Origin of the sequence: Winogradskyella eckloniae, from assembly GCF_013249045.1 — a bacterium.
Taxonomy (GTDB): Bacteria; Bacteroidota; Bacteroidia; order Flavobacteriales; family Flavobacteriaceae; genus Winogradskyella; species Winogradskyella eckloniae.
This window is the reverse complement of record NZ_JABRWP010000003.1, coordinates 175,890-190,624: the sequence shown is the minus strand read 5'-3', so window position 1 is coordinate 190,624 and position 14,735 is coordinate 175,890. Positions and strand designations below refer to the sequence as shown.

At 33.1% G+C, this 14,735-nt stretch carries 10 protein-coding genes; 9 read left to right on the top strand and 1 reads right to left on the bottom strand.

Annotated features, from left to right (window positions below; translation table 11 throughout):
• The first annotated feature begins 219 nt into the window (after positions 1 to 219).
• The 7 genes from HNV08_RS06185 (at position 220) to uvrB (ending at position 12,897) form a co-directional block, all read left to right on the top strand.
• Positions 220 to 2,571 (top strand): choice-of-anchor L domain-containing protein, encoded by a 2,352-nt coding sequence (locus tag HNV08_RS06185; RefSeq protein ID WP_173280304.1) that lies wholly within the window; start codon positions 220 to 222, stop codon positions 2,569 to 2,571.
• A gap of 240 nt (positions 2,572 to 2,811) precedes the next feature.
• Complete coding sequence (locus tag HNV08_RS06180) at positions 2,812 to 5,748, top strand: response regulator (protein WP_173280303.1); 2,937 nt, start codon at positions 2,812 to 2,814, stop codon at positions 5,746 to 5,748.
• Between the two features lie 384 nt (positions 5,749 to 6,132).
• Positions 6,133 to 6,687, top strand: coding sequence for a hypothetical protein (locus HNV08_RS06175; RefSeq protein ID WP_173280302.1), 555 nt, complete (start codon positions 6,133 to 6,135; stop codon positions 6,685 to 6,687).
• Positions 6,688 to 6,708: 21 nt separating this feature from the next.
• Complete coding sequence (locus HNV08_RS06170; protein ID WP_173280301.1) at positions 6,709 to 8,298, top strand: hypothetical protein; 1,590 nt, start codon at positions 6,709 to 6,711, stop codon at positions 8,296 to 8,298.
• Between the two features lie 9 nt (positions 8,299 to 8,307).
• Positions 8,308 to 10,026, top strand: a complete 1,719-nt coding sequence (locus HNV08_RS06165; protein WP_173280300.1) for an OmpA family protein — start codon at positions 8,308 to 8,310, stop codon at positions 10,024 to 10,026.
• 22 nt (positions 10,027 to 10,048) lie between these two features.
• Positions 10,049 to 10,741 (top strand): hypothetical protein, encoded by a 693-nt coding sequence (locus HNV08_RS06160; protein ID WP_173280299.1) that lies wholly within the window; start codon positions 10,049 to 10,051, stop codon positions 10,739 to 10,741.
• 152 nt (positions 10,742 to 10,893) lie between these two features.
• Positions 10,894 to 12,897: an excinuclease ABC subunit UvrB gene (gene uvrB, locus HNV08_RS06155; RefSeq protein ID WP_173280298.1), complete on the top strand. Its 2,004-nt coding sequence runs from the start codon at positions 10,894 to 10,896 to the stop codon at positions 12,895 to 12,897.
• A 107-nt stretch (positions 12,898 to 13,004) separates the two neighbouring features.
• Here uvrB and HNV08_RS06150 read toward each other — a convergent pair whose 3' ends face one another.
• Entirely contained in the window at positions 13,005 to 13,406 is a 402-nt protein-coding gene (locus tag HNV08_RS06150; RefSeq protein ID WP_173280297.1) for a TerB family tellurite resistance protein, read from the bottom strand.
• 141 nt (positions 13,407 to 13,547) lie between these two features.
• On the opposite strand from HNV08_RS06150, the gene HNV08_RS06145 reads away from it, so the two are divergent.
• Entirely contained in the window at positions 13,548 to 14,360 is an 813-nt protein-coding gene (locus tag HNV08_RS06145) for an alpha/beta hydrolase (RefSeq protein ID WP_173280296.1), read from the top strand.
• Positions 14,361 to 14,421: 61 nt separating this feature from the next.
• Positions 14,422 to 14,688: a DUF1456 family protein gene (locus HNV08_RS06140; protein ID WP_173280295.1), complete on the top strand. Its 267-nt coding sequence runs from the start codon at positions 14,422 to 14,424 to the stop codon at positions 14,686 to 14,688.
• Positions 14,689 to 14,735: the final 47 nt, after the last annotated feature.

The following is a 14,735-nucleotide window of genomic DNA, read 5'->3' as shown; positions in this document are numbered from 1 at the left end:
TTATTTTATAATAAAATTTATAAAAATTCAATCTTTGTAATAATTCTTCAACACTATTATTTCTTTAATTTCTGCGGAATATCAAATAAATCATACAAGATGGAAAGGCCTTTGAAATAAAAGGTCATTTTGCACTACGTCGATAACACTGGAGGTTTAACATCTTTTTTAAGAGCAAAAGTTGTAAGATGCTTATCTTTGCACTCCCTTAATTAGAATATGAAGCGATTAGTCCTTTTCATTGCCATTATAATATCAGTATATTCAAATGCTCAGAATATTACTGTAGATAGCCAAACGTATACACCACAAGAGCTTATTGAAAACATCTTAATAGATAGTGATTGTATTGAAAATGTTACAGTGACTAATATCGTAGGAGGCGATTTTGGAGGTGCTGATCAAAGTTATGGCTATTTTGATGCTACTGGAACAAGTTTTCCTTTTGAAAGCGGAATTGTTCTAAGTACAGGCAGGCTACAAAATGTACCTGGTCCTAATACGAGTTTAAGTGATGATGATGCCGCAAATTGGGTTGGTGATAACGATTTAGAAAATGCACTTGCCGAAACAGGAACACTAAATGCAACAATACTAGAGTTTGAATTTACCTCAGTTGCTACGCAGATCAGCTTCAATTATATTTTTGCCTCAGAAGAATACCAAGAAAATAATGCTAACACATGCTTGTTTTCAGATTTATTTGGCTTTTTAATTCGACCAGCAACGAGTCAGGAACCATATGAAAATATAGCCTTAGTCCCAGATACCAATACACCTGTAAAAGTAACAACTGTAACACCAGGAGTTCCTGGCAACTGCCCTCCTACTAACGCAACTTATTTTGGTAGTTTTAATGGTGCAGATGCTCCTATTAATTTTAATGGGCAAACTGATATTTTAACAGCTACAGCTAATATTATCCCAAACGAAACCTACCACGTAAAATTAGTGATTGCAGATGAGCACAACTACAGATATGATTCTGCCGTATTTTTAGAAGCGAGTAGTTTTGAGTTATCTTCAGATTTAGGCCCTAATTTACTTATTGAAACTAATACTGCTCTTTGTGAAGGCGAAACGCTAGAATTAAATGCTTCACAAGAAGGACAAAATAGTTACGATTGGTATAAAGATGATATATTGGTTGAATCTCAATCAGCGAATTGTCTTAATTGTGGCAAATACACCGTTACTGAAGCTGGCAGATACAATGTCGAAGTAACCTTAGAAAATGGCTGTAAATCTTATGGCGAAGTTATAATAGAATATGCTCCACTGCCTGTTGGTTTTGACGCTGTCTTAATAGAATGTGATCTTAACCAAGACGGCATTACGATTTTTAACTTATTTGACGCTGCTGTTGAATTAACCAATGGAAATCAAGACAATACTATTTCTGGTTTTTTCTTGTCAGCCTCTGATGCCGCATCAAACACAAATGCCATTTCTAATCCCGAAGCTTTTCAAAATACCATACCTTTTCAAACGGTTTATGCGAGGTTAGTCAATAATGCTAATTGTTACGCCGTTGCAGAATTAGAGTTACAAACGTCTAATAACGTCATGGCTATTCCAGATTTAGAAAAATGTGATGGAGACACTATAGATGGCATGGCTTCTTTCAATCTTAATGAGATAACAACCGCTATACAAGATGACATACCTACTGATGCATTTGTTACATTTTATGAATCTGAATACGATGCTATCCTAGAAAATAATCCGCTACCAACAACATTTACCAATAGCGAATTAGATACACAAACCATTTATGTAAAAGTCAATAGTAATAGCCAGTGCTACAGTATATCTACAGCAAATTTAAATGTACTATACACGCCTACACTGCAAGCAGATGAATCGGTTTTTTACTGTAGCAATGCGCAGCAAGAACCACTTACCATTTTTGGTGGTGTTCTCAACGATTTGCCTAATAATTATTATTACCAATGGTTATTTAATGGTGCTGCGACTGATATAGACACCTTATTTTATGACGTCACTGAACCTGGTGTATATACTGTAATTGTTACAGATCCTAATGGTTGCTCCTCGAGTAGAACCATTACTGTTTTATCATCGCAACAAGGTCTTATTGACCATGTAAACATAGAAGGAATTGCACCGAACAACACCATTACAATTACTATTTCTGGAGCTGGAGATTATGAAATTGCATTAGATGATCCTGAAGGATTTTACTACGATGCCAATTATACTTTCTCTAATGTTTCTACAGGTTTTCATACCATTTATGTTAAGGATAAAAATGGTTGTGGAATTACTGAAGAAACCATTTCTGTTTTAGGATTTCCTAAATTCTTCACACCAAACGGCGACGAAGATAATCCTGTTTGGAAAGTATTCGGATCAGAACAACAGTTTCAACATATCACTTCAATTGAAATATTTAATAGATACGGTCAATTAATCACACAACAACTCACTTTTTTAGATGGTTGGGATGGTAGATTTAATGGCAACTTGGTTCCGAGTGATGATTATTGGTATGTTGCAAATTTCATCGATGGTTCAACATATACAGGTCATTTTGCCTTAAGACGATAACTTTAATACATCAAGGCTTTTTTTCCCAAATAAATAAGGTAGTTCTCATAACTTTATAAAGTATGTAACATATTTTGTTACATATTAACCAGACTTAAGTGTCTGAAATTCTTAATATTGCTGAATTAAATCTATAAAAAAACGCCATTTATCTAAAAAAATATTGTAACATACATACAAGGATTTTTTTGGCAAAAATGACGTTTAAATTGATTACATCAACCCATCTAATTCAACACTATGAGATATTATGTTCTATTCTGTTTGTTCTATATACATTTTGCTTCATTCGCACAATCAGAACATAATACGAAGGTGTTATCAGAAAACGATTCAATTACATATTTAACATTAAAACAGCACTATGCAAAGCACATCAACCCAAATCCAGACAGTTCTTTAATCTATACCGCAAGAATAAAAGCATTTGGAATAGAAAAAAAGTATGTTATAGCCTTAGTTGAAGCTCCTTATTTTAAAGCACATTATTTTAGAAGAATTCAACAATTAGATTCTGCAATATTCTATTTCAACTTATCCACACAATTAGCAAAGGAACATAAATATTTACGAGGTATTGCACTAGCTCAAAATGGACTTTGCAGAATACATTACTTTTTAGGAGAAACAGAAAATGCCATAGATACCTGTAATAAATGCTTAGAAGTTGCTATAAATATGGACGATTTACCCATTATAACAGACACCTATACTGCGCTAGGAAATGCATACCGAAGACAGAATAATTTGAATATGGCCATCTCCTATTTTTTAAAAGCAGACTCCATACACAGCACTACACCACAACGGCCTGATATCATCGCAGCTACATATCAAAGTTTAGGAACCATATATGACGACCTTAAGGATTACGATACCTCAATAAGCTATTTTAAGAAAGCCAATAATGAATTTAAAAGAATTCCGGCAGATGTGTCATTCTATCTAAAAACAACAGACCTTCATTTAGGTGCAGCCTACTATCGTAAAGGCGAACTCGCATTAGCAGACAGCATATTACAAGAAACCTATTCTTATTTTAAAAGCATAAAGGAAGATGTATCTGTAGCACAAATAAGTACTTATTTAGGTTTAATACGAATAAAAAAAGGCGATTTAGATGCAGCAGAAGGTTATTTAGAGGAAGGATTTCAAATGCATAAAGATAAAAAATACAGTTTTGAATCTGCCGAAGCCATTCTTGAACTTGGAAAATTATATATCAACAAAAAAGAGCCCAAAAAAGCCATCTATTATTTAAATGACCTACTGCTAAATTATAATGATGAAGACAATACCTTAATGCAGCAAAAAACATTAAAAAGTCTATCTGAAGCTTACGCTTTAGACCGCAATTACACAAAAGCGTATACCACCTTAGAACAAACCTACAAACTCAAAGATTCACTTAACAACATTCACAATATTGCATCCATAAGAGAAATAGATTCTAAATATCAAACTGAAAAAAAAGAACAACAAATTACGCTATTAAAATCCCAAAATGAAACGGTAGAACAACAGAAACTCAACCAACGCAACTTGCTTTTAGGTGGTATTGGAATTATGTCTGTAGCTGGTCTATTTTTTTATATACTTTATCGTAACAGACAAAAAACGAACACCAAATTAAAAGACATAGATGCTTTAAAATCTAATTTCTTTACTAATATTTCTCATGAATTTAGAACACCATTAACACTGATATCAAGTCCGATTGAAGATACCTTATTAGATGAAACAATATCTCATCAAAAAAGAGCGCAATTCACTATTGCCAAGCAAAATTCTGAACGCCTTTTAGAACTTGTTAACCAACTCTTAGATTTATCTAAAATCGATGATGGTCAACTAAAATTACAAATTCAACAAGGCAATATCACTCAGCTCATCTCTGCATTAAGCGCGTCTTTTTCTTATTACGCAACGCAAAAAAACATTTCATATAATATCGATATTACGCCCACAAATTCTATTGGTTGGTTTGATAAAGATGCTGTGGAAAAAATCACTATCAATTTATTATCAAATGCGTTTAAATACACACCAGAGAATGGCACAGTAACGTGTAAAGCCTATACTAATAATGACACGTTGATTTTTAAAATTTCAAACACCGGAAAAGGGTTAACATCCAATGATATCGAAAATATTTTTGAACGTTTTTACCAAACCAATGCGCAAAATCAAGGATCAGGCATTGGATTAGCCTTAGTAAAAGAACTAGTAGAATTACATAAAGGCTCTATCGATGTAAAAAGCGAACCAAATAAAGAAACAACATTTGATGTACGTCTTAATTTAAACAAAACCAACTTTGGTAAAAATGCCCTTATTGTTAATCCTAATAATGAAATTAAAAAAGATGTAACATTACATTATAATGCCAACACCGAAGACAATGACAAAATTATTGACAGCGAATTGCCAATATTATTAATAGTTGAAGATAACGATGATTTAAGACATTTACTGAAACAAACCTTTGATAGCAACTACAATGTGATCACTGCAGCAAATGGAAATTTGGGTGTAGAATTGGCCTTAGAACACATACCAGATTTAGTAATTTCTGATATAATGATGCCAGAAAAAGATGGTATTGAACTTACAAAAGAACTTAAAACCAATGAACTTACAGCACACATCCCAATTATACTACTCACAGCAAAAGCAACTATAGAAAGTCAATTTACTGGAGTTGACGTTGGTGCAGATGACTATATTACCAAACCTTTTGATAAAAAATTATTAATCCTAAAGGTTGAAAAACTGATCGCATCTAGACGCCAATTACAACTACGTTATAGTCAAGAATTAGTATTACTTCCTAAAGACATCGCCTTTACTAATTTAGACGAAAAATTTCTGAAAAAAGTTCAAGTTGCTATAGATGATAACCTTGTAGAACCTTCCTTTAATGTTTCAGAATTTTCAGAAGCAGTTGGTATGAGCCGTATGCAATTACACCGAAAATTAAAAGCTCTAACAGGCCTCACGGCTTCAGAATTTATTCGTTCTCAACGCCTTAAACTTGCGACACAACTTCTAAAAAACTCAGATATCAATATGTCTCAAATCGGTTACTCTGTTGGTTTTAATGACCATTCTTATTTTACTAAATGCTTTAAAGAAACCTATAATTGTACACCTTCTGAATACGCTAAGCGTAACTAAATCACAAATTACCATAGCATAAATACGCTGATAACTGTGGCTATTACTGACATGTTACAATAGTCATAGTACTTGTTACATTTCTTATATCTTAAAGAGAACCTTCCTCCTAGCTTTGTAGTGTATGAAAAAAAAACGTACATCCTTACAAGGCCAGATTGATCAGATTCCTACTAAAACAATCTACCTCAATATTAATTATTTACAACCTGGAACGTATGTATTAAAAATAATGCATAAGAACAAAGTGATACAAAAAACAACCTTCAAAAAATAAAGCTGTCAATTATGTTTAACACAAACTATAAATATAAAACTATGAAAACCTTCAAATTATTAATAGTCTTCATCCTGCTCGTAACATCTTGTAGTGATGACAAAAAAATGTCAACAGAAACAGAAAAAATAACAGAAAAAGAAACGACGGAAATAGCGAGTACTGAAAAAGCTACTAAAAAGAAAACAGATACAAATGGTACTTTTCTTTGCGAAATCAATGGTAAAGACTGGCACTACACCAAAGCATCTGGTATTGTAGACACGCATCCAAAAACAAAAAAACGAACGGCAATTATTACGTTTAAAAAGAAGCTAAATAAAGGCTCAGAAAGTGTGCAACTTTTTTACGATGGAGATAACTATGAATTAGAAAAAGCTACAGCCATTCTTAAAACGTCTAAAAAAGGAGGTGGCACAATGAGCGCCATGTATCAGTTACTTAATGAAGGAGGCAAACGTTTACCTGATAGTAAAATCTCAGGAACCTTAGATTTATCTAATGCTCAAGTGGCATCAGGTACTGCAGAGGTCATACAAATGAAAATTAGGTTTGAAGAAGGGGAACTAGAGGACCAATCTATGGCTATTATTTCTTTTTCTGAATTAAAATTTAGTGGTGTAGGATACTCAGATCTTCATAAAGTATTTGGTAATAAATAATTAATAAAAAACAATACCACTATGAAAACTTTAATCACACTACTCTTTCTAATATTGAGCCATATTGTTTTTGCTCAACTCACTGACCCATTTGGCAAGATTATTACGCATGAGATTAAGCTAAATAAACTAGATAATGGCATGTATTCTGGAGCCATTGAGTGGACAACAGGCAGTTTAGATTCTTTACAAAAATTCATCATTAATGACTTAGATATTAAAGCTCCTGTTATGGTCTCAATTATCTCAAAAGCACCAGATCATAATGTTGATTTAAGTTTTCATAAAGAAAACTGGGAAAAAGTAGAATCAAAAATTTCAACTGACGGCGAAAAATATGCAACTAAAACCTTTAGAACCATGGGTTCAGCAGGATTAGGAATCAGTTCTAAAGTCGCAGGTATTCCATACCTCATAACCGTAAAAGTTGGTCTACAATTTCCTTCAACCCAATCTTTAATTCGTATTACAAATGATAAAGAAGAGTACACCCAACACATGCGAAAATTAGGTTATATGGGTCAACTATTTAATGAAGATGGCTCTACGTCTTCCAACACTGAAAGTGCATCTACTAAGAACTCCAACTCTAATAGTGACAATACATTAATGTACGTTATCATTGGTCTGCTGGCTATCATCGCAATACTTTTTGCCATATTTATTTTGAAAAACAAATCTTCGAAAGTGACTATGCTTTTAATAATCTCATTAGGTTTTACACAGATAGTAATTTCTCAAGGATCTATACCTCATAATGTACCACCATCAAATATGGAGTCCGTCTTTGTAGATTATCAGTCTACTAATGTAGAAAATCAGGTCCCAGTAGATTATAACAACCCTGGAGTAAGGCCTGCTATGGATCGTACAGCACATGTCAGTAACGACGATGGTCAAACATATCAACCGGTTGAACTAAATCCTAATCAAGGTTCAATTGAATTATCAGGAGATGAAATATCTGAAATTCGAAGAAGAATGCAGGAAGATCGTGATGAATTTAACGAAAACTATGGAGTAAAAAGTCTAGGTGAAAGAACTCAAGGAGATCAAAGGACATTGCCTACAGATAGAACGAATGAGGAACTTAATAGATTACGAAGACAAATACAACAGTTACAACAGCAAGTTGATTTACTATCTCAACAAGATGAAGAATATGAGGATGACTTTGATGATTTTGATGATGGAGGTGAAATGATCCTTTACTGTGAAGATTTAGATGCTTGTCGAAGTTGTATTCAACGTGGCCAGAACAAATTCAATACACATCGTGCTTATTTTAATTTTCTTCAAAAATATTATTTAAAGAAAGCTACAGATTTAAATGACTGGATTGAATACGGGAATGCATTGTCATCACTTCCTGGTGGAGGCGGAATGGCTTGGACTCCTATCTTATTACATAAAGTGAGACCTGCAATGGACGATTTAAAAGAGGCATATAATAAAAAATTTGATCAATATATAGCATCAATGGAGGAAGATCTACTAGAAATCAGTGCATGTTATGGAACTGCACACGGTAGAATTAGGAGTAGAGAAAGTTATGAAATTCAAATGTTTGCAGTCCTAAACGCATTAAAAGCATCTAAAATCCATAAATAAAATTTAGCCATGAAAAAATTACTCCTTCTTATTTTAATTGTAAGTACCATTTATGCTTGCGGTAAAAGTTCAAACAATTCTTCTAAGGTTACTGATTCTAATTCACAATCTAAATCAAATTCAGGTTCACATACTGAAGAGGAAGATGTAAAAAAGACCACTAATAAAGACACCAATTCTGAAATCAGCAACCTTCTAAACATGAGTAAAGGCTTACTAGAAGGATCAGACACAAACAATAATACTGATTTAGAATTTGATACTAACGCCTTGTTAGATATGTTAGAACAAAGTGGTGTGTCTCGTGAGTCAATGGAGCAACTTATTAATAATCCTGATAGTCTAAAAATTCTTGCACAGCAAGCCATGAAAGAACGACAAGCGGCTAACGATGACAAAATAATTCTAAAAGGAAAAATTTCAAAAGAACAACTAAGTTCAAGACAAACTCTAACTGGCCTATCATTAGAAGAAGCTATTCTCATTGTACAAGCAGAATCTGGTCCTGAAGCAACAATGGCGAAATTAAAAAAGATTGATTCCTTAGCTGGCACCAATGTTATGTCTCAACTCGACATCACAGAAGCTGGCTATGTTATGAGTGATGTTGAACGTAAAAATGAAGTTAAAGCAAGTGCAAACGAATTAGAGAAAATAAAAAAACTTAGTGATAAGGCTGGGCAAATGCATAGCGAAAAAGAATCTAAAGAACTTCTTGCGGAATTAGAAGCTACAGAAAAAGCTATCGCTTCAGGAACGTTGAAGGCAAGTCCTCAATACCAACGTGTTATTACGCATAAAAAGAAAATTGTTAATGTTTTTCATAAAGATATTCAACGCAAATCACAAGCTGCCAAACGAAAATTTAAACAATTAAATCCTGATTTGTTTTATGGCGATGATGTTGGCGTAAGCTACGTTGGTAATCTAAAAAAAACGGTGTATTTACCTCTAGGTCCTTTGTCTTTTGCAGATGAAGTGGTAAAGGTTAATCACCCAAAACTACTAACTCAAGACGTAAAAAATGTACTTGGAGAACCAGATGTTATTGAAACTTTTGATGATGCCACAGGCATTTATAGTCTTGGTCTTGCTGGTACACTCACAATTCGTTTTACAGACAACGCTTTGGTAGATGTCAATGGACCTGATTTGTATTTATTCGAAATTGGACAATTAGAACCTACTGAACTAGAAATCTCTAAAGATGGAAAAACTTGGATTAAAATCGGCAAGATAGATGGTGGCGTTGCTGAAGTTGACATAAGACCATTTGTTAAGCCAAATGAACTCTTTTATTATGTTAGATTCAAGGATCTAAAAGAAAAAAGTGGTGTTCCTGGAGCAGATGTAGATGCTATCGCTGCAATTGGATCTGCGATGCGATTAAACTTAGACAGTCAGGTTTTATTTGATTCTGGTAAAAGCGAATTAAAAGCTGAAGGTATTAGTGCTTTAAAAGAATTAGTAAATAGTATTACTGTTCTTAAAAAAGGAAAAGTTATTGTTGAAGGTCATACAGATGATGTCGGTAGCGAAGCATCCAATAAATCACTTTCACTTGCACGTGCCAAAAGTGTATCTAAAGCACTAAGGGTGTTAATACCAAGTACTGAATTTAAGTGGCAAGAAAAAGGTTATGGAGAATCTAAACCATTGCTAAAAAATGACTCGGATAAAAATAGAAGTAAAAACAGACGTGTAGAGATATTAGTCGTACCGAATTAGATATAATTTAAAAATCATGATCATGAAAAACAAGTTTCTATTCATGTGCATTATAACTGCATCTATGTTTCAAATATCTCATAGTCAAAAACTACAGCAAAATGAGGTTGAAAAATTAAAAGCGCTTTTAAACAGTAATGTCGCTACACAATTTAGGGTGGAATTAAAAAATGATTCGGCCTTCTGTAAAATAGATGATCTAAACAAAACACTAGATTTAAGAGATAGTTATGAAATAGCGGAAGACAGCACTTCTAAAAAAACCAAAAAGAAGTTATCATCAGGACCACATGAAGGTCCTGTGTTTTGGAAATATAATTTTCAGTCAGCCACAAACTCCTCAGTTGAGTTTAGAACTAATAAATACCAGCAATTATTTTGTACCATTCACTTTAAGAACCAAGATACTATTAGTTTAAAAAGTAGCTTAAATGCTTATACTAGTAACCATAAAACATCAGATTCTGCTCTGCACAAAGTAGATTGGACAGGAGACAAATACATTAGCCTTTTACTAACACCTATAAAAATAGAGGATCAGATTAAATTTGAACTAAAAGGTATCACTATTAGTGGAAAATTTGCACGTTCAGATTCTAATGAACTATCAAAACAATACGTTAAATCGTTGAGAAATATTCTAAAACGAGAATTTAAACTATTTTTTGAATCTCATGAGACAGTGGAGTTCATAGAACAAAAAACGAATAACTAGTCATTAAAACTAGGATATATTACCATCCTGAAATTTATAATATTCTACGGTTTTCTAAATCAAGTTGCAGTTTGTAAACCAACGATTAGTCTATAAACATGTATCAAATAGAAAACTATAAAGAGCTTAATTCTTTATCGTAACTTTGCATTATGCGATTTAAAATTGAGTCAGAATTTAAACCCACAGGAGATCAGCCACAAGCCATCAAAAAGTTGGCAAAAGGTATTGATGCTAACGAAAAATATCAAACACTGTTAGGCGTAACAGGTTCTGGTAAAACCTTTACCGTTGCCAATGTTATAGAAGAAGTACAGCGACCAACCTTAGTTTTGGCACACAACAAAACGTTGGCTGCTCAATTGTATTCAGAATTCAAACAATTCTTTCCTGAAAATGCAGTAGAGTATTTTGTGTCGTATTATGATTATTACCAACCTGAAGCTTACATTCCTGTTTCTGGTGTTTATATAGAAAAAGATCTTTCAATTAACGAGGAAATTGAAAAAATGCGACTTAGCACCACTTCTTCCCTATTATCTGGTAGACGTGATGTTATTGTAATCGCATCTGTTTCATGTTTATATGGTATTGGTAATCCTGTAGAATTTCAGAAAAATGTTATTTCTATAGAGAAAGATCAAGTCATTTCTCGTACTAAATTATTGCATCAATTGGTACAAAGTCTGTATTCTAGAACAGAAGCAGATTTTAAAAACGGTAACTTTAGAATAAAAGGTGATACGGTAGATGTGTTTCCTGGCTATTCAGATCATGCGTTTAGAATCCATTTCTTTGGTGATGAAATTGAAGAGATTGAAGCTTTTGATGCCAGAAGCAACGATGTCATTGAACGATATGATCGTTTAAACATCTATCCTGCTAATATGTTTGTAACCTCGCCAGACGTTTTAAATGCTGCCATAAAGGATATTCAAGATGATTTAGTAAAACAACATGATTACTTTAAAGAAATAGGAAAACATCTCGAAGCCAAACGACTAAAAGAACGTACAGAATTCGATTTAGAAATGATACGAGAACTTGGTTATTGTTCGGGAATTGAAAACTATTCAAGATACTTAGATGGTAGAGCACCAGGAACACGACCATTCTGCTTATTAGACTATTTTCCTGATGATTTTTTAATGGTTGTAGACGAGAGTCATGTTACCATATCTCAAGTTCATGCCATGTATGGAGGCGACCGCAGCAGAAAAGTAAATTTAGTAGACTACGGTTTTCGTTTACCTGCAGCCATGGATAACAGACCTTTAAAGTTTGAAGAATTCGAAGCGCTTCAAAACCAAGTTATATATGTGAGTGCTACACCTGCAGATTACGAGCTACAAAAATCAGATGGCGTATATGTAGAACAAGTCATTAGACCAACTGGCTTATTAGATCCTATTATTGAAGTTAGACCAAGTTTAAATCAAATTGATGATTTAATTGAAGAAATTCAAACCAGAGTAGAAAAAGACCAACGTACTTTAGTCACAACGCTTACCAAAAGAATGGCTGAAGAGCTAACCAAATATTTAACTCGAATTTCAGTAAGAACACGATATATTCATAGTGATGTTGACACATTAGAACGTGTTGAAATTATGCAAGATTTGCGTAAAGGTGTTTTTGATGTTTTGGTTGGTGTGAATTTATTACGTGAAGGATTAGATTTACCAGAAGTATCATTAGTTGCCATCTTAGATGCCGACAAAGAAGGTTTTCTTCGTTCGGCGCGTTCCTTAACGCAAACTGTTGGTAGAGCTGCAAGAAATCTTGAAGGAAAAGCCATTATGTATGCCGACAAGATCACAAAGAGCATGCAAAAAACTATTGATGAAACTGAATACAGACGTGAAAAACAAATTGCCTATAACACTAAACACAACCTTGTACCCAAAGCCCTTAATAAGAGTTTAGATAGTGCCTTGTCGCAAAATTCAGTGAGCACGTATAGAACAGAACTCGATGCACAAATTGCAGCAGAGCCAGAAAGTGAATATTTAACCAAAGGCGAATTAGAAAAGAAAATAAGAGAAAAACGTAAATTAATGGAACAAGCAGCAAAAGCCTTAGACTTTTTAGAAGCCGCTCGTTATAGAGATGAGATTACAGCTTATCAGAGTAAATTAGATAAATTAAAGGCCTAAAAGCGCCATAAATATGTTGAAACGTTATTGTGCTAAAATATAATGTATCCGTTATTCCTCAATAAAACCATAACGTTAAAACCTACGTCAACAATCAACAAACAATTCTAGTTATATTGCACCTTAAAAATATCTATTAAAAAATCTGGTGGCACAATTTTATTAGGAAAACTATCCATTAAATCTAATACACGATTGATAGATTCATGACTTAAACCCATTCGTAACCCAAAATTATGAATTTTCACCAATTGTTTGGGAGACACTTTGTGGTCTAAATTCATTAACAATACAAGTCTATGAAATTGCACAATACGTTCACTATGCGATTTTAAATGCACATAAGTAACGGGATGCTCAAAGAGATATTCAAAATCTTCTTTAGAAATATCTAATTGTTTCGCAATACTGAATAAAAAATTATATTCAATAGACTTTATATTTTCATCTGTTTGAGCAAACGCAATCATCTCAGATAGTAAACTCAATTTTTCAGCACGGTTTATCATGATTTTGAGGGAATTATTTAATACTGTAAAGTTACAGAGGTTGTTTATTTTATTGTCGTCGAATAAATGTATCTTGTCGAAAAATTAATTGTATTTAGTCGGCAAATAATAACGTTTATCAATCAACGACGTATTTTTAGTATGAAAATTAAGCACTTATACTTAATAGTTTTAGCTTTTTTGCTAAACAAAATTCACTCGCAAACAACTGCTTCTAAGGAAGTTACGAAGTTTATCATTGCTACTCCACAACTAGATACACTTAAAACTATTTGGGTATACCTACCAACAAATTATAAAAATTCTGAAAAAGAGTATCCTGTGATTTATATGCATGATGCCCAAAATTTATTTGATGCCGAAACCGCTTATGCAGGTGAATGGAAAGTAGACGAACATATGAATACTTTGGTCGATAATCAAAGTATAATAATAGGTATTGCGCATGGAAATGAAAAACGCATAGACGAACTCACACCATATAAACACGATAAATATGGAGGCGGACAAGGAGATGCTTATCTTACTTTTATTAAAAACACATTAAAACCACATATTGACGCTACGTATAGAACCAAAACCGATGCTGCTCATACAACAATATTTGGATCGTCTTTAGGTGGTTTAATATCCTTTTATGCAGTATTAAAATATCCTGAAATATTTGGACAAGCTGGTGTATTTTCTCCTGCCTTTTGGATTAATCCAGAAATTTTTGATGTGGTAAAATCTGCCCAAATCCCAGAAACTTCAAAGTTTTATTTCTTAGCTGGCACAGATGAAGGAGAAACTATGATTCCTAAATTAGAAGACATGCTAGAATTATTAAGCTCTAAAGGCCTAAAAGAAAATCAAATTGAAAGCCATATTATAGAAGGTGGTCAGCACAATGAAAAATTTTGGGTGGAGCATTTTGGTAAAGCTTATGATTGGTTACAAAAAAAGCTATTTTAAAATTTTAAAAACGTAAAAATTAACGGATTCCCAATTTCATGGGAATGAAAATAAATTTTCAATGACAAACAACGACATATTTAAGAAACTAAGAGTAGCCCACAAATTAAGAGATGATGATATTGTAAAAATTTTAGAATTGGTGGATTTTAGGATTTCTAAAAGTGAATTAAATGCAATGTTTAGAAATGAAGACCACCCAAAATTTATGCCTTGTGGTGACCAAGTGCTCAGAAATTTCCTCAATGGACTAATTATACATTTACGAGGACCTTTGCCTAAAAAAGGAGACCCAAAAAAATCACAACAAAAAAAGAGTAACAATTAATGTTACTCTTTTTTAATTTTATAATGAGAAGGTTTTAATTTCTTTTC